General features: G+C 32.7%; 16 protein-coding genes. 13 read left to right on the top strand and 3 right to left on the bottom strand.

Features of this window, described 5'->3' with window-relative positions; translation table 11 throughout:
- The first annotated feature begins 178 nt into the window (after positions 1–178).
- The 13 genes from EV697_RS00555 (at position 179) to lipA (ending at position 13,398) form a co-directional block, all read left to right on the top strand.
- Complete coding sequence (locus EV697_RS00555; RefSeq protein WP_132021491.1) at positions 179–1,852, top strand: solute:sodium symporter family transporter; 1,674 nt, start codon at positions 179–181, stop codon at positions 1,850–1,852.
- Between the two features lie 23 nt (positions 1,853–1,875).
- Complete coding sequence (locus EV697_RS00560) at positions 1,876–3,324, top strand: sulfatase family protein (RefSeq protein WP_132021493.1); 1,449 nt, start codon at positions 1,876–1,878, stop codon at positions 3,322–3,324.
- A gap of 104 nt (positions 3,325–3,428) precedes the next feature.
- Positions 3,429–4,010: a Crp/Fnr family transcriptional regulator gene (locus EV697_RS00565; RefSeq protein ID WP_132021495.1), complete on the top strand. Its 582-nt coding sequence runs from the start codon at positions 3,429–3,431 to the stop codon at positions 4,008–4,010.
- Positions 4,011–4,054: 44 nt separating this feature from the next.
- A complete protein-coding gene (locus tag EV697_RS00570) occupies positions 4,055–5,197 on the top strand; it encodes an anaerobic sulfatase maturase (protein WP_132021497.1) in 1,143 nt (380 codons plus the stop codon).
- Between the two features lie 106 nt (positions 5,198–5,303).
- Positions 5,304–5,612: a ribosome silencing factor gene (gene rsfS, locus EV697_RS00575; RefSeq protein WP_132021499.1), complete on the top strand. Its 309-nt coding sequence runs from the start codon at positions 5,304–5,306 to the stop codon at positions 5,610–5,612.
- 13 nt (positions 5,613–5,625) lie between these two features.
- The gene (rlmH, locus tag EV697_RS00580; protein ID WP_132021501.1) at positions 5,626–6,093 is read left to right on the top strand and encodes a 23S rRNA (pseudouridine(1915)-N(3))-methyltransferase RlmH; all 468 of its coding nucleotides are present in this window, start codon (positions 5,626–5,628) and stop codon (positions 6,091–6,093) included.
- A gap of 35 nt (positions 6,094–6,128) precedes the next feature.
- On the top strand, positions 6,129–8,078 hold the full coding sequence (mrdA, locus tag EV697_RS00585) for a penicillin-binding protein 2 (RefSeq protein WP_132021503.1): 1,950 nt from the start codon (positions 6,129–6,131) through the stop codon (positions 8,076–8,078).
- Entirely contained in the window at positions 8,068–9,183 is a 1,116-nt protein-coding gene (gene rodA, locus EV697_RS00590) for a rod shape-determining protein RodA (RefSeq protein ID WP_132021505.1), read from the top strand. Before mrdA ends, rodA begins: the two co-directional genes overlap by 11 nt.
- A gap of 55 nt (positions 9,184–9,238) precedes the next feature.
- Positions 9,239–10,099 (top strand): septal ring lytic transglycosylase RlpA family protein, encoded by an 861-nt coding sequence (locus EV697_RS00595; RefSeq protein WP_132021507.1) that lies wholly within the window; start codon positions 9,239–9,241, stop codon positions 10,097–10,099.
- A gap of 35 nt (positions 10,100–10,134) precedes the next feature.
- Positions 10,135–11,322: a D-alanyl-D-alanine carboxypeptidase family protein gene (locus EV697_RS00600; RefSeq protein ID WP_132021509.1), complete on the top strand. Its 1,188-nt coding sequence runs from the start codon at positions 10,135–10,137 to the stop codon at positions 11,320–11,322.
- Positions 11,323–11,400: 78 nt separating this feature from the next.
- Positions 11,401–11,697, top strand: coding sequence for a DUF493 family protein YbeD (gene ybeD, locus EV697_RS00605; protein ID WP_132021511.1), 297 nt, complete (start codon positions 11,401–11,403; stop codon positions 11,695–11,697).
- Positions 11,698–11,755: 58 nt separating this feature from the next.
- Complete coding sequence (gene lipB, locus EV697_RS00610) at positions 11,756–12,412, top strand: lipoyl(octanoyl) transferase LipB (protein ID WP_132021513.1); 657 nt, start codon at positions 11,756–11,758, stop codon at positions 12,410–12,412.
- Positions 12,413–12,435: 23 nt separating this feature from the next.
- Entirely contained in the window at positions 12,436–13,398 is a 963-nt protein-coding gene (gene lipA, locus EV697_RS00615) for a lipoyl synthase (protein ID WP_132021515.1), read from the top strand.
- Between the two features lie 82 nt (positions 13,399–13,480).
- On the opposite strand, the gene EV697_RS00620 is transcribed toward lipA, so the two are convergent.
- The 3 genes from EV697_RS00620 to EV697_RS00630 all read right to left on the bottom strand — a co-directional run bounded on the left by EV697_RS00620 (position 13,481) and on the right by EV697_RS00630 (position 16,446).
- A complete protein-coding gene (locus EV697_RS00620) occupies positions 13,481–14,062 on the bottom strand; it encodes a protein-methionine-sulfoxide reductase heme-binding subunit MsrQ (RefSeq protein WP_132021517.1) in 582 nt (193 codons plus the stop codon).
- Positions 14,062–15,021 (bottom strand): protein-methionine-sulfoxide reductase catalytic subunit MsrP, encoded by a 960-nt coding sequence (gene msrP / locus EV697_RS00625; RefSeq protein ID WP_132021519.1) that lies wholly within the window; start codon positions 15,019–15,021, stop codon positions 14,062–14,064. The genes EV697_RS00620 and msrP overlap by 1 nt, the downstream gene beginning before the upstream one ends.
- Before the next feature lie 165 nt (positions 15,022–15,186).
- Positions 15,187–16,446 (bottom strand): HlyC/CorC family transporter, encoded by a 1,260-nt coding sequence (locus EV697_RS00630; RefSeq protein ID WP_132021521.1) that lies wholly within the window; start codon positions 16,444–16,446, stop codon positions 15,187–15,189.
- Positions 16,447–16,484 lie beyond the last annotated feature (38 nt).

Consider the following 16,484-nt stretch of genomic DNA (forward strand, 5'->3'; position numbering starts at 1 on the left):
GATCACTAAGTGAATATGATGGTTATCATAATCGTATTTTTTTAATCATATTATTCTAAACTTGTTTCAAATTATGGAATTTGTGATGAAAGATATTTTTAACAGATTCTTACTAATGATGACACATAAGTATCGAAAGATGGTCTAGGATTAATTTGTAAAACATTAGGAGGTCAATATGTTCTTGACTATTGTGAGTTTTTTAGTTGTAACAGGAATAGTGGCACTTATTTCTTGGTATAGAACTAAAAATGATGATTTAAGTACATCAAAAGGTTATTTTCTGGCTGGACGTGGATTAAGTGGGCTGGTCATCGGTTGTTCTATGGTGCTAACTTCATTATCTACAGAACAATTAATCGGTGTAAATGCTAACTCTTATGCAGGAAATTTTTCTATTATTGCTTGGACAGTTCAATCAGTTGTTCCACTTTGTTTTTTAGCACTATATTTATTACCTAAATATATTCGCAATGGATACACTACAATACCAGAATTTTTTGAAAGCCGTTTTGATAGACAAACAAGATTGATTATGTCGGGTTTATTCTTAGTTTTCTATTTATTTATCGTTATTCCGACCGCACTTTATACGGGTGCTATTGCATTTAATAAAATTTTTAATCTTGAAACTGTCTTTGGATTAACTTATGGACAATCAATTACTTATACGGTGATTGCAATCGGTATTGTCGGTGCTATTTACGCTATTTTTGGTGGGTTAAAAGCTGTTGCAGTTTCTGACACTTTAAATGCTGTGATTCTTGTTATTGCCGCATTACTTGTTCCTATCTTTGCTTTAGTCTACTTAGGAAATGGCAGTTTTTCTGAAGGTATCCATATTATTACTACACAACATGTAGAGAAATTTAATGCAATTGGAGGACCAAAAGATGCCGTGCCTTGGCCCGCAATGTTTACGGGTATTTTAATTGTAAACTTTTTCTATTGGACAACTAACCAAGCTATTGTACAACGTGCATTAGGAGCAAGGGATTTAAAAGCTGGGCAAAAAGGTATTTTGATTGCTGCACTTTTCTTACTATTATTACCTATTATTTTAAACTTACCAGGATTGTTAAGTTTTCATATTATTGGTGAAGGGGAAAGAATGGATGCATCTTATCCTCTATTAGTTAATAGAGTGTTGCCAACAGCATTACAAGGCTTCTTTATTGCTGCATTATTTGGTGCTATTTTGAGTACATTTAACTCATTCTTAAATTCGGCAGCAACTATTTATTGTAAAGATTTATTACCATCTATTACTAAGAAACAATTTTCAGATAAAGAATTAATTACTTATGCTAAGAAAGTCTCTGCTGTAATGGCTGTAATAACTATGATAATTGGACCTTTATTAATGTTTGGTACAGATGGTATTTTCTTATTAACAAAACGTTTTGCAGGTTTTGTTAATATTCCTATTGTTGCTTTATTTGCTGTTGGTTTGTTTAATAAAACCGTCTCTGGTAGAGCGGCAAAAACCGCATTGTTGTTACATGTGATTCTTTATTTCTCTATCGTATGGGTATTTAATGTCAAAGTGAACTTTGTGTATGTAATGGCTACACTGTTCGTATTTGATGTAGTGTTAATGTTATTACTCGGTCTAGTTTGGAAAAGAGAACCTTACGTGGAAAATAAAGAAAATTATGCCAATGTTGATTTAACTAACTGGGAATATGCACCTTTAGTTGTTGCTTCTTTAGTTTTAGGTTTAATAACATTGTACACTTTATTATCACCACTTGGCTTAGCTTCTATAGATGGTAATCCATTGCTTGTATTAGGAGTCTATGCAATATTACAAATAGTGGTATTGTTTGTATTTGGTAGAAAAAGAATTTAATTAGTTATATTGAGGTTGTTGCTATGAATAATGTGATTTATATTTTATTAGATCAGGTAAGAAAAGATATGATAGGTCCTTATGGTCATAATATTGTAAAGACACCTAATCTTGACCGATTGGCGAGAGATGGAATTCGATTTAATAATGCATTTACTCCTGCCTCAGTTTGTGGTCCGGCAAGAACCTCTTTATTTACAGGATTAATGCCATCATCTCACGGGATTATTAAAAATGGTGAAAAAGGTGGAACTGGCGAGATAAGCCCAACGAAACCGAATATTGGTCATATTGAGGGTTATAATACTTATTTACTTGGTAAATGGCATGTAGGTACAAAATCTGTACCTGAAGATTATGGAATTAAAGGACATAATTTTGATGGATATGGTTATCCTGGAAGTCGAGTATATAAAAATTTAGTATTTGATCAACCGCCAACACATTCTAATCGTTATAAAGAATGGTTAGATGAAAAAGGTTATGATATTCCTGAAGTTAGTCGTGCTTATTTTGGGGACAATCCTCATTTAAGAGTACAAGAACTTTGTGGATTATTATCCGGGACTAAAGAGCAGACTATTGAATATTTTATTATTGATGAGGCAAAAAAATACATTCAAGAATCGCTTTCTGAAAATAAACCATTTTTTGCTTGGATTAATTTCTGGGGACCTCATACACCTTGTATTGTTCCTGAACCTTATTATTCTATGTATGATCCTAAAGATGTTGTCTTAGATGAGAGTTTCTTTAAACCATTAGAGGGTAAACCCGGACATTACCGTACAATTTCTAAAATGTGGGGTATGTGGGAAGCAAGTGAAGCACATTGGCGTGAAGTGATTACTAAATTCTGGGGATATATTACTTTAATTGATGATGCTATCGGTGAGTTATTTAATTATCTTGAAGCACATAATCTTTATGATAATACATTCCTTGTCGCAACAGCGGATCATGGTGATGCGATGGGAGCTCACAGAATGATTGAGAAAGGTGAGTTTATGTTTGAATCGACATACAATATCCCTTTAATAGTGAAAGATCCAAATTCTGAGCGTGTCAATGAAGTTGATGATAATTTGGTCTATTTACATGATTTGACATCCACTGTTTTTGATATTGCAGGTCAAACTGTACCAGATGATTTCCAAGGTGAGAGCTTATTGCCATTGACAAGGGAACATAAATCTAATGACCGTAAAGGGATATTAGGACAACTTGCAGGGCATTTTGTGTATTTTGAGCAAAGAATGTGGCGAAGAAAAGATTATAAATTAGTATTTAATGCTACTGATTTATGTGAACTTTACGATATTCGCAAAGATCCAGGTGAATTACATAATTTATTTTATGATGATGATTATCGAGAGATTAAAAAAGAAATGCTAGAAGAAATGCGTCTTGAAATGAAGAGATTAGGTGACCCTTTGGAAAATTGGGTATATAGAATAATTGATGAAGTTTAATTTAGGATCGATTTACGTTATTATTAAATGCCTCTTCTTCCGAGTTTGAGGCATTTAATTTATTTGAGATAATATTTTAATAAACGTATATAAAAAGGCATATTATGGAAAGTAATCCAATTCTTCCTTCTACATTAATACATTGCAAATTAAAACATTTTCACACTTTTTTTAAAGGTATGACGGTGTATAAACAAGGCGAAATTGCACAGGAATTTTATTTTATTAAAGAAGGTTTAATTGGCTTGTATCACACATTGGATAATGGTAAAGAAAGTTTAGTTCGCTTGTATCAGAAAGGTGATTATTTTGGGTATCGGACATTATTCGGAGATACCATGTACCATTGTAGTGCAAAAGTTTTAGTGGAGGCAGAAATTATCTGTATTAAGCCTGAAGATACGCAGCTCTTTTTATTACAAAATCCAACGATAAGCCGTTTTTTATTACAAATTATTGCAAGTGAATTACGAGATGCCGAGCAACGTTTAGCTAAAAGTGCCTATATGAAAACGGTTGATAGGATCCTTGATAGTGTACATTTTCTTTCTGAGCATTTTCCTTATTATAATTGGACTCATCGTGAAATAGCGGAATATTCTGGCTGTGAAACGGAAACAGCTATTCGGATATCTAAAGAATTAAAAAAGAATGGGTTGTTGTTACCTTCTCATAAAGATAAGTAATTTTTTTATTTAGCTTTTTAATTTTCTTTATAAGGATTGTGATAATGCCAACAAGTAAAGCTTATTTTCATTTAATGGCAAAACCAAGTAGTTATCATTGTAATATTAAATGTGAGTATTGTTTTTATTTAGAAAAAGAGCATATTTTTCAACATAAAACGGAATTTATGTCTGATGATGTCTTAAAGCATTATATTCAAAATTATATTGATTCTCATGCGGGTGAGCAAATTGATTTTGCTTGGCAAGGAGGAGAACCAACATTACTTGGCATTGATTTTTTTAAACAGGCAGTTAAGTATCAAAAACAATTTTCTAAAGGTAAAAAAATTACCAATTCTTTTCAAACTAATGGCATTGCAATTAATCGGCAGTGGGCTGAGTTTTTTAAGGTAAATCATTTTTTAATTGGTATTTCTATTGATGGTTTATCTGCGATCCACAATAAATATCGTATTTCAGTAAATGGTAAACCCACTTTTGAGCGAGTAAAAAGTGCGGTCGAATTATTAAACGAATTTCAAGTTGATTTTAATACATTAACTGTTGTTAATGACCAAAATTGGAATAAGGGAAAAGAAACCTATTTAGCTTTGAAAGAATTGGGTTCAACATTTATGCAGTTTATTCCAGTTGTTGAAATAAACAGAAGAGATGAACATTATTCTGTTACTGATTTTTCAGTAAAATCTGATGGTTATGGTCGATTTTTAGTTGATGTTTTTAATGAATGGATAAAGCAAGATATTGGAAAAATTTTTGTTATTGAATTTGATAATTTGTTAGGGCAATGGCTTGGCTATCCTTCTAATAACTGCGTTCACCGTGAAACTTGTGGGAGAACAATGGTTGTTGAGTCAAATGGAGATGTGTACTCCTGTGATCATTATGTTTATCCTAAGCATTATATTGGTAATTTAACGCAACAGTCTTTATCTAATATGGTAAATTCTAAGCAACAAATTAGTTTTGGTATGGAGAAAAAAACAAAATTATCTCCTTTATGTAAATCATGTGAGTTAAGACCAATTTGTCATGGTGGTTGTCCTAAACACCGGATAGTTAAGTTACCGAATACGCCTATTCTCCACAACTATTTATGTCCATCATACCAATTATTTTTTAGAGAAAGTGCAGTTAAAATGCGTGAAATAGCACAGAGAATTAGGCAAGGGAATAGCCTATGAAGAAGATAAATAATTAAAATATTAATACTTTATCTTTTATTTATCTCTTTTCTCTCTCATGATAGAATGGTCAGCTTAAGCAAATATAATGGGAAAATACAAATAAATGAATTTAGTTGATTTTATTATAAATAAACTTGATACACTGAAAGCAGAAGATATTTTGAATATTGATGTTAAAGGAAAATCATCAATTACTGATAATATGATTTTATGTACAGGAACATCTAGTCGCCATGTATCATCTCTAGCTCAAAAATTAATAGATGAAAGTAAACAAGCTGGTTTTGAAACATTTGGTGAAGAAGGTAAAGCAACAGCAGATTGGGTAGTAGTTGATTTTGGTGAAGTCATGGTGCATATTTTACAATCAGAAAGCCGAGAAATGTATCAATTAGAGAAACTTTGGCGTTAGATATTAAGACAATATGAAAATTTATCTTATTGCAGTTGGAACAAAGATGCCTTCATGGATTACGGAAGGATTTGAAGAATATCGCCGACGTTTTCCTAAAGATATGCCTTTCGAGCTAATAGAAATTCCAGCAGGTAAACGTGGTAAAAATGCAGATATCAAAAGGATTTTAGAACAAGAGGGAAAATTAATGTTATCTGCTTGTGGTAAAAATCGTATTGTTACACTTGATATACCGGGTAAACCTTTTACAACGCAGCAACTTTCAGAACAATTAGAGGTTTGGAAAACTGATGGGCGAGATGTATGCTTGTTAATTGGTGGACCAGAAGGTTTGTCTCCTGAATGTAAAGCAAAAGCAGAACAAAGCTGGTCATTATCGCCTCTAACATTGCCACATCCTCTTGTTAGAGTATTAGTTGTTGAAAGCTTATATCGAGCTTGGTCTGTAACGACTAATCACCCATATCATCGTGAATAACTACGACATAGTTATGATAGGATAATATAAAAACGATGAACTTAAAAAAATTACTTGCTCAACCTATGAGGGATACGATTAGAGATAAGAAAGCAGAGAGAAATCTTTTTGCTCGTCGTGCTTTAATTGCATTTCTGGGGGTGATTATTTTATCTAGTATTTTGTTTACTAATATATATCATTTGCAGGTAGTTAATTATGAAATTTATAAAACTCGTTCTAATGGTAATCGTATTAAGTTATTACCTATACCGCCTACAAGAGGACTAATTTACGATCGTAATGGTATTTTACTTGCTGAGAATATTACGTTTTTTGGTCTTTATATCGTTCCAGAAAAGGTTGAGAACTTAGAAGAAACTTTTGCCGCATTAAGATTTATGATTGGTCTAACCGATGAAGATATTGATAATTTTAAAAAGGAGAGACGTCGAGCTTCTCGTTATACGCCGATTTTATTAAAGCCAGATCTAACAGATGAGCAAATCGCTCGTTTTTCTGTGAATCAATATAATTATCCTAGCTTAGAAGTAAAACCTTATTTTAAACGTCATTATATTTATGGTGAACCGTTAACGCATGTTTTGGGTTATGTTGCTAAAATTAATGACAGAGATGTTGAGCGCTTAAAGAAAAAAGAGAATTATGCTAATTATGCGGGATCTCATGATATTGGTAAGCTAGGTGTTGAACGTTATTATGAAGAGCAATTACACGGAACGGTGGGGTTTGAAGAAGTTGAAGTTAATAATCGCGGAAAAGTGGTTAGAAAATTACGAGAACAACCGGCAATTGCAGGGAAAAGTATTCATTTAACTATTGATTTAGAACTCCAGCGTTATATTTATGAATTACTTGAAAATAGGAGAGCCGCTGTTGTTGTACTTGATCCGAAAGACAGCAGTATTTTGGCAATGGTTTCTACTCCAAGTTATGACAATAATTTATTTGTAGGAGGGATCTCAAGTAGTCAATATAAACAATTATTAGAAGATCCTGATAGACCATTATATAGTCGAGTTACTCAGGGGGCATATCCACCCGCTTCAACAGTAAAGCCCTTTGTTGCTGTTTCTGGGTTGCAAGAAAAAGTGATTACACCTCATACTACAATATTTGATCCAGGATACTGGATTTTGCCGAACTCTACTAAAAAGTTTAGAGATTGGAAACGTTCTGGTCATGGAAATACAGACTTAAATAAAGCTATTATGGAATCTTCAGATACTTTTTTCTACCAGCTAGCTTATAACATGGGAATTGATCGTTTTTCTACTTGGATGAAACGTTTTGGGTTTGGTATGCCGACAGGGATAGATATTAAAGAAGAAACCGATGGAAATATGCCGAGTCGTGAATGGAAAATGAAACGTTATAAAAAATCATGGCTACAAGGCGATACTATTTCTGTTGGTATTGGTCAAGGATATTGGACTGCTACACCGTTACAAGTAGCTAAGGCTCTTGCAGTTCTTGTTAACAATGGCAAAGTAAATACACCGCATTTGATGAAGGTAATTGAAGGGACAACAATTGAAACTTATCAAGATCCGTTACTCTATGAAGATATTACAGAACCGAATGTAGAATATTGGTCTATTGCTAAAAAAGGAATGTACAACGTTATTAATGGTTCATCGGGTACTGGTCGTAAAGCATTTTCAGGTGCTAATTACCATGTAGCAGGAAAATCAGGTACTGCACAAGTATTTAGTTTAAAAGAAAATCAAGTTTATGATGCGAGTGAATTAAAAAATAAATTTCATGATCATGCTTGGTTTATTGCTTATGCACCTTATGAAGATCCTAAGATGATAGTGTCTGTTATTTTAGAAAATGCTGGTGGAGGAAGTAGTAATGCTGCTCCTATTGTTAGACAGATTATGGATTATTATTTGAATAAAAGACTACCTGAGATAGCAAATAAAGAGCATATAGATTCGTTAAATAAAAATATTCAAATAGGTAAAAAGTATGACAGATAAAAAAACATGGCTTTCACTATGGAATAAATTGCATATTGATATTTGGCTATTTATTGGATTATTGGTCATATCTGGTTATGGATTACTTATCCTATATAGTGCGTCAGGTGGTAATACAAATATGTTTAAAAATCGTTTAATCCAAGTTAGTCTTGGTTTTTTTATTATGTTTGTAATGGCTCAGTTTTCACCTCGTTTTTACCAGCGTTTATCTCCTTATTTATTTATTGTCGGTATCGTTCTTTTAATATTAGTTGATCTCATTGGAACAACAAGTAAAGGGGCTCAAAGATGGTTAGATCTTGGGCTTTTTCGTTTTCAGCCATCTGAGATAGTCAAGTTATCAGTTCCCTTAATGGTTGCTGTTTATCTAGGGAATAGATCTGTTCCTCCTACATTAAAAGACACTTTCATTGCGTTATTTATTATTTTAGTACCTACTTTATTGGTTGCAATACAACCAGATTTAGGTACCTCTATTTTAGTTAGTGCCTCAGGGATCTTTGTTGTATTTTTAGCGGGAATGAGTTGGTGGCTTATTTTAATTGCATCGTTAGCAATTCTTGCATTTATTCCTATTATGTGGATGTTTTTAATGCATGATTATCAAAGAACGAGAGTATTAACATTACTTGATCCAGAAAAAGATCCACTGGGTGCGGGTTATCATATTTTACAATCTAAGATAGCAATCGGTTCTGGAGGACTGTTTGGCAAAGGTTGGATGGAAGGAACACAATCTCAACTAGAATTTTTGCCGGAGCCTCATACCGATTTTATTTTTGCTGTTTTAAGTGAAGAATATGGTATGCTTGGGTTTATTATTTTAATGATTATTTATCTCTTTATTGTTGGTCGGGGGCTGTTTATTGGTTCTCAAGCTGATAGTGTATTTGGTCGAATTATCGTTGGTGCATTGACGCTAATTTTCTTTGTTTATGTGTTTGTGAATATTGGTATGGTTAGTGGCATATTACCTGTTGTAGGTGTACCTTTGCCACTTGTGAGTTATGGTGGGACATCTTTTGTGACATTAATGGCAGGATTTGGAATTATTATGTCTATTCATTCACATAAAGAACATTTTTTTAAAGGTAATAAGTAGTTTGGTGGTAGTTTTATGTTTATTTTCTCAACTTAAAAGGGTTATTATTTATTTTATGGTAGTCATTATTCGTTCATTTTACATTTTATTTTTATTAATATTTTCAATTTCAGCTCAAGCAACGACAAAACAGGACTATGGTATCCATGGTGCTACTTTAAAATATCATAAGGTTTCAAATAAGCCGTATTCTTATAATGTAAAAGGTAAAACATATGCAGTAAAATCTATTGATAAATCTAAACATTATAAAGCGATAGGAATAGCAAGTTATTATCATCAAAAGTTTCATGGACGACGTACTGCTAATGGTGAGTATTTTAATAATAATAGTTATACCGCTGCACATAATACATTACCGATTAATACTTATGTTTTAGTCACAAATTTACGTAATAATCGTAAAGTAATTGTAAGAATTAATGATAGAGGGCCATTTTCAAAAGGGAGAATTATTGATTTATCAAGATTAGCCGCTCAAAAAATAGGTATATTGAATTCTGGTGTTGCTAAAGTTAAATTAGAAGCATTATATGTTCATAAAAATGGAAAGGTCACTGGAATTGGTGTAAAAAGTTTGTCTAAGCTAGCTAAAACAAAAGATATTAAGGAAAAGCTAAGTTATGAAGATAAAGATTTGGCTACAAATGATAAAACAAAAATTGACTCTCAAATAGAAAAGAAGGCTACGTCTTTTTTCCAATTGAGAGTAGTTGGTTTTAGTTCGCAAAAAAGCGCAGAAAAAACACTTTATCAATTATCGAATAAATATAATGGTCATATAGTAAAAAGTGGTAATAAATATGATATTTATTTTGGAAACCTTGATACAAAGGGTAAAATTGGACAATTAAAAGAGAAGATTAAAAAATTAACTCGTTCACCACAGTTTATTGTTTATGAATACAATAACTAATTAACTAAGAATAAAATAATAGGATATAGAAAAATATGTTAAAAAATATAGTTAAAGTAACAAAATTAACATTTGTAGCAAGTTTATTTATGTCATCAACGAACGTTTTCGCTGAAGATATTAATTATGGTATTGCTAGCCCAAATTTAAATGCTCAAACTTATATATTAATGGACTACCATTCTGGTGCTGTATTGGCATCGCTTAATCCCGATCAAAGACAATATCCCGCTTCATTGACTAAGATGATGACAAGTTATGTTGTTGGAGATGCAATAAAGCAAGGGAGAATACATTATGATGATACTATAATTGTGGGAGAGAGTTCTTGGGGCAAGAATTTTCCTGGATCATCAAAAATGTTTCTGAATTTAAATCAGCAAGTGTCAGTTAAAGATTTAAATCGAGGTATTATTATCGCATCAGGTAATGATGCCTGTGTCGCTATGGCTGAACATATTTCTGGTACAGAGCAGAGCTTTATTGACACTATGAATAAATATGTTAGCCAGTTTGGTCTCAAAAATACGCATTTTACAACTGTGCATGGATTAGATGATGATAATCAGTATTCTTCAGCAAGGGATATGGCAATTATTGGGCATCATATTATTAGTGATTTACCTGAAGAATATAAGATTTACGCAGAAAAAGATTTTACTTTTAATAAGATTAAACAGCCAAACCGTAATGGATTATTATGGGATAAATCTATGAATGTTGATGGAATGAAAACAGGTCATACGGATAAAGCTGGATATAATTTAGTCGCATCAGCAATAGGAAATGGTAATATGCGTCTAATTTCTGTTGTAATGGGCGTTCCTACTCAAAAAGGTAGAGAGATAGAAAGTAAAAAATTATTACAATGGGGATTTTCTCATTTTGAAACATTTAAGGTATTAGATAGTACAACAACGGTGTCTGAAGAAAGTGTGTACTATGGTGACAAATCTCAAATTAAATTAGGGGTTTTGAATGAAGTTTTTGTTACCTTACCTAAAGGACGTAAGCAAGAAGTTAAATCCCGTTATGAATTAGATAAAAAATATTTAGAAGCACCGTTATCTAAAGGTCAGGTCGTCGGTAAAATTATTTATGAATTAGATGGGCGAAACATTGCAAGTATCAATTTGCAAGTAACAGAAGATGTTAAAGAAGCAGGTATGCTTGGAAAGTCTTGGGATTGGATTGTTTTAACTGTTAAGGGACTATTTAATTAGTCTTATTTTACTTGAAAATTATTAAAATAACCGCACTTTATATACAAAGTGCGGTTATAAATTTTATAGGATATAGATATGTCAACAAAAGAGATAAAATTAAACGAAATACCACAACAAAAGTTAAAAGATTTACTTGAATTTCCTTGTGCTTTTACATTTAAAGTTGTAGGTGCAAATAGAGAATCGTTAGTTGATGATGTTATTCAGATTGTACAAAAATATGCACAGGGTGATTATAATCCTAGACAAAATATTAGTTCAAAAGGGACCTATAATTCGGTCTCAGTTGATATTATTGCAGAAAACATTGAACAAGTTGAAACTTTATATTCAGAATTAGCTAAAATTGATGGCGTAAGAATGGTGTTATAAACGTAGTTTTAATTGTATATTTATGTTTTATCACAGTATTGGATTATAAGACGATAATATGAATCAACAACATTTGATTGTTCGTCAGCTTGGTGTTCAAGAATATCATCAGGTGTGGGAGCAAATGAAAAATTTCACGGATAAGCGGGATGATGATACGGCTGATGAGATTTGGTTAGTCCAGCATCCAGCCGTGTTTACACAAGGTTCAGCAGGTAAAGCAGAACATTTGTTACAAAAAACAGATATTCCAGTAGTTCAGTCTGATCGTGGTGGACAAATTACTTATCATGGTTTAGGCCAACAGATTATGTATGTGTTGATTGATATTAAACGCCATAAGGCGAGAGGTTATGATCTCAGTGTACGTGATTTAGTTACAGCTTTGGAGCAGACTGTTATAAAAACACTTTCTGAATATAATATTGAGGCTTATGCTAAGGCAGATGCTCCAGGTGTTTATGTTGATAACAAAAAAATTTGCTCTTTAGGTCTAAGAATCCGTAAAGGTTGTTCTTTTCATGGATTAGCATTTAATATTAATATGGATCTATTACCATTTCGACAGATTAATCCCTGTGGCTATGCTGGATTAGAGATGTGTCAATTAGTTGATTTTATTGATGAGAATGAAGCACTTTGCGATAAAGTGTCGCCTAAATTAGTTAAATACTTTACCCAAATATTAAGTTATAATAATGTTAAAATTTTGTAATAATAAATTCGAGAAATAGATTTATGGCGACTCCTTTTAAAATGGAACGTGGCGTTAAATATCGTGATGCCGCAAAAACTACCATTATTCCTGTAAAAAATATCGATCCTAATCAGGAATTATTAAAAAAACCTGAATGGATGAAAATCAAGTTACCAGCTAATTCAGCTAAAATTGATAGTATAAAAAATGGTATGCGTCGCCATGGTTTACATTCAGTTTGTGAAGAGGCTTCTTGCCCAAATTTACATGAATGTTTTAATCATGGTACGGCTACTTTTATGATTTTAGGAGCTATTTGTACACGTCGTTGTCCATTTTGCGATGTAGCTCATGGTAAGCCTTTACCGCCAGATATTGAAGAACCTCGTAAGTTAGCTGAAACTATTCAAGATATGAAATTACGTTATGTGGTCATTACCTCTGTAGATCGTGATGATTTACCTGATCGTGGTGCAGGACATTTTGCTGAATGTGTGAAAGAAATTCGTCGTATTAATCCAGATACGAAAGTAGAAATCTTGGTACCTGATTTTAGAGGGCGTATTGAAAAAGCGCTAGATAAATTAAAAGATAATCCACCAGATGTATTTAATCATAATTTAGAGAATGTACCTCGATTATATCGTGATATTCGTCCTGGGGCTGATTATCAATGGTCATTAAAATTATTGAGAGAGTTTAAAGCTATGTTCCCTCATATTCCGACTAAATCAGGATTAATGGTTGGATTGGGAGAAACAAATGAAGAGATTTTAGAGGTAATGCAAGATTTACGGGATAACGGGGTGACGATGTTGACGCTAGGTCAATATTTGCAACCTAGCCGTTTCCATCTGCCCGTTGCACGCTATGTCTCTCCTGATGAATTTGACCGCTTTCGCGAAGAAGCGAATAAAATGGGATTTGAACATGCGGCTTGTGGTCCTTTTGTTCGTTCTTCTTATCATGCTGATTTACAAGCTAGTGGTGGACTGGTTAAATAAGTTAGAAACTCGCCATATAAAAAACTAAAAGGAAGATACAATATCTTCCTTTTTACGTTTCTAAAAATTATTTCTCTAAGGATTATTTTCTTTTCAAAGGGAAAAAACGCCAATATAAAATGAAGCTTACAGTAATACCAATAATAATTGGTGCAAGCTCAATTCCTTTTACCGATGAGTAATAATGAATGGCGGCGAGAATAATCGCTACATAAGCAAACTGATGAACAGTAAACCACCGTTGTCCTAATTTTTTCTTTATAAATGGTACAGACGTTATTGCCATTATGCTAAGAATAATAAAGGCGGTAGCGCCTAAAATTAAATAAGTGCGGTCAAATATTTCGTTAAAAAATAGATTAATATCACTTCCTAATTCTAAGACTAAATAGCTAGCTACGTGCAATACTGCCCAAAAGAAAGCCCATAATCCTAAAGCACGACGTAATACTTGATATTGATTTTTATTAATAATTTGTAGAATGATACCAAGTATAAACATTGCACAAAAAATTATAATGGCAGTGTAACCTAAAAAATGTTCAAGATCTTTTACTGGATCGGCACTTAATGCAGTTGCTTCTGGATCAATTAATACAAAACCGCACCATAATAAAGGTATTGCACAAGCAATATGAGTAATTAATCTTAATAATGTTAACATTAGTAATTCACCTTCAGATCTAAATCTTTGTATAAATGGGCTACTTCTTTTTCGTATCCATTAAACATTAAGGTCGGTTGACGTTTAATTGAAAATAAGCCACCACTACCGATAACACGCTCAGAAGCTTGAGACCAGCGAGGATGATCGACTTGTGGATTAACATTGGCATAAAAGCCATATTCGTGTGGTGCTAGTTTTTCCCAAGTTGTTTGTGGACGAGTTTCAGAGAAAGTAATTTTCACAATAGATTTAATGCTTTTAAAGCCGTATTTCCATGGCACAACAAGGCGAATAGGTGCACCATTTTGTGGTGGCAATGTTTTTCCATATAAGCCTACAGAGAGCAATGTTAGTGGGTTTAATGCTTCATCTAAACGTAATGCTTCTACATAAGGATAATCAATACCGCCACCAAGGAAATAATCTTTTTGTCCTGGCATCTGTTCTGGATCATGTAATGTATGGAAAACAACGTATTTTGCTTTACTCGTTGGCTTGGCTTGCTCAATTATACGTGCGAGTTCAAACCCAATCCAAGGTACGACCATTGACCATGCTTCAACACAACGTAGTCGATATATTCTTTCTTCTAATGGATAGGTTGTGAGTAATTGTTGATAATTTAATGTAAATGGATTTTCGACTTCCCCTGTGATTTCTAGTGTCCAAGGATCTACTTTTAAATGTTGAGCATTATTAGCTGGATCACTTTTACTCGTACCAAACTCATAAAAATTGTTGTAACCAATAACTTTATTTTCTGGGGTGAGTGATAATGTGCTGTCATTATTTTTTTTGAATGTTAATGAACTTAAACTTGCCTTATTTGGTGTATCTGCGAGTGTTATTTTGGGTAATGAAGCTCCAATCGCTCCAGCACCTAAAGCCGCAATAATTCTGCGACGTTGATAGAAAATATGTTCTGGTGTAACATCATTTTTTTGTAATTTATTCATATTTATTCCTATTTATATTTTGGATATAGTATTTAGACGTTGCTTGAGCTAGATTATCACAAATTTTTTTAATTATTTAGCAACAACTTTTTAATTCTCTCAAAGTATAAAAATAGGAGAACATTAAGCTCTCCTATTTCTGTTAGATGATGAGTAGTTTTATGATTATAATTTTTCTACTTTTGCTTGTTTTATCATATTATCTGCTACTTCTAAAATAGTAATTTTTAAACCATCAAGTTCACAAATTTTCCCTTCATTAGGAATCTCTTCTAAATGCTCCAATATAAAGCCATTAAAGGTTCTTGCATCTTCGGTATCTAAATGCCAATTAAATAATTTATTAAGATCACGCAGATTTGCAGAACCTTCAATAATTATTGAACCATCTGATTGGGTCGTTACTTCATCATCAATAGATGGTGCAGTTGATGTGGTGAATTCTCCGACGATTTCCTCTAAAATATCTTCAAGAGTAACCAATCCTTTTATATCGCCATATTCATCAACAATCAATCCTATACGTTCTTTATTTGTTCTAAAATTAAGTAATTGAGTATTGAGTGGTGTACCTTCTGGAATAAAATAAGCCTCATCTACTGCTCGAATTAACATTTCTTTTGTAAATTCATTTTTGTCTAGCATTAATCGATATGCTTCACGAACTCGCAAAATACCTAAGATATTCTCATCCATACTACCTTTATACAATACGAATCGGCTGTGAGCTGCATGATTTAATTGACGCATAATGGATTTCCAATCATCATCAATATCAATACCACCAATATCATTTCTCGGAACCATAATGTCTTCTACGGTTACTTCTTCAAGATCAAGAATAGATAGCAACATATCTTGGTGAGCAGTAGGGATAAATTGCCCAGATTGATTCACAATCGAACGTAATTCATCAGGACTTAATGAATGTGATTTTGTTTCCGCCTTTAACCCTGTAATTTTCATTAATGCTTTAATAATTAAATTCATTAAAAGGACTAATGGTTTAAAAACTTTTGATAATGGAGTGATGATATGACTAGATAAAAAAGCAACTTTCTCAGGATAAAGTGCGGCAATAGTTTTTGGGAAAATTTCTGAGAAAATTAGCATGAAAAAAGTCAAAACTCCAGTGGCAATGGCAACACCCGCATCACCATATAATCGGATACCAATAATTGTGGCTATCGCTGAGGCTGAAATATTAATTAAATTATTACAAATAAGAATAAGGCTTAGCAGAAGATCGGTTTTCTTTAAGAGTTTTTCTGTTTTCTGTGCACCTTTGTGTCCTTTTTCAGCTAAGAATTTCATACGATAGCGGTTTACTGAAAGTAAACCAGTTTCTGAACCAGAGAAATAAGCAGAAAGAATTAGTAAGATAACAAGTGCAATAAATAGGGTACTAAGGGGGATAGTGTCCAAAATCAGATCCTTTGTAGATTAATCATAAAAGTGCGGTT

Origin of the sequence: Bisgaardia hudsonensis (genome assembly GCF_004345785.1) — a bacterium.
In the GTDB taxonomy this organism is placed as follows: Bacteria; Pseudomonadota; Gammaproteobacteria; order Enterobacterales; family Pasteurellaceae; genus Bisgaardia; species Bisgaardia hudsonensis.

Coding starts and splice junctions, on each gene's coding strand:
- EV697_RS00555 (WP_132021491.1), top strand. CDS start 179: ATGTTCTTGACTATTGTGAGTTTTTTAGTTGTAACAGGAATAGTGGCA.
- EV697_RS00560 (WP_132021493.1), top strand. CDS start 1,876: ATGAATAATGTGATTTATATTTTATTAGATCAGGTAAGAAAAGATATG.
- EV697_RS00565 (WP_132021495.1), top strand. CDS start 3,429: ATGGAAAGTAATCCAATTCTTCCTTCTACATTAATACATTGCAAATTA.
- EV697_RS00570 (WP_132021497.1), top strand. CDS start 4,055: ATGCCAACAAGTAAAGCTTATTTTCATTTAATGGCAAAACCAAGTAGT.
- rsfS (WP_132021499.1), top strand. CDS start 5,304: ATGAATTTAGTTGATTTTATTATAAATAAACTTGATACACTGAAAGCA.
- rlmH (WP_132021501.1), top strand. CDS start 5,626: ATGAAAATTTATCTTATTGCAGTTGGAACAAAGATGCCTTCATGGATT.
- mrdA (WP_132021503.1), top strand. CDS start 6,129: ATGAACTTAAAAAAATTACTTGCTCAACCTATGAGGGATACGATTAGA.
- rodA (WP_132021505.1), top strand. CDS start 8,068: ATGACAGATAAAAAAACATGGCTTTCACTATGGAATAAATTGCATATT.
- EV697_RS00595 (WP_132021507.1), top strand. CDS start 9,239: ATGGTAGTCATTATTCGTTCATTTTACATTTTATTTTTATTAATATTT.
- EV697_RS00600 (WP_132021509.1), top strand. CDS start 10,135: ATGTTAAAAAATATAGTTAAAGTAACAAAATTAACATTTGTAGCAAGT.
- ybeD (WP_132021511.1), top strand. CDS start 11,401: ATGTCAACAAAAGAGATAAAATTAAACGAAATACCACAACAAAAGTTA.
- lipB (WP_132021513.1), top strand. CDS start 11,756: ATGAATCAACAACATTTGATTGTTCGTCAGCTTGGTGTTCAAGAATAT.
- lipA (WP_132021515.1), top strand. CDS start 12,436: ATGGCGACTCCTTTTAAAATGGAACGTGGCGTTAAATATCGTGATGCC.
- EV697_RS00620 (WP_132021517.1), bottom strand. CDS start 14,062: ATGTTAACATTATTAAGATTAATTACTCATATTGCTTGTGCAATACCT.
- msrP (WP_132021519.1), bottom strand. CDS start 15,021: ATGAATAAATTACAAAAAAATGATGTTACACCAGAACATATTTTCTAT.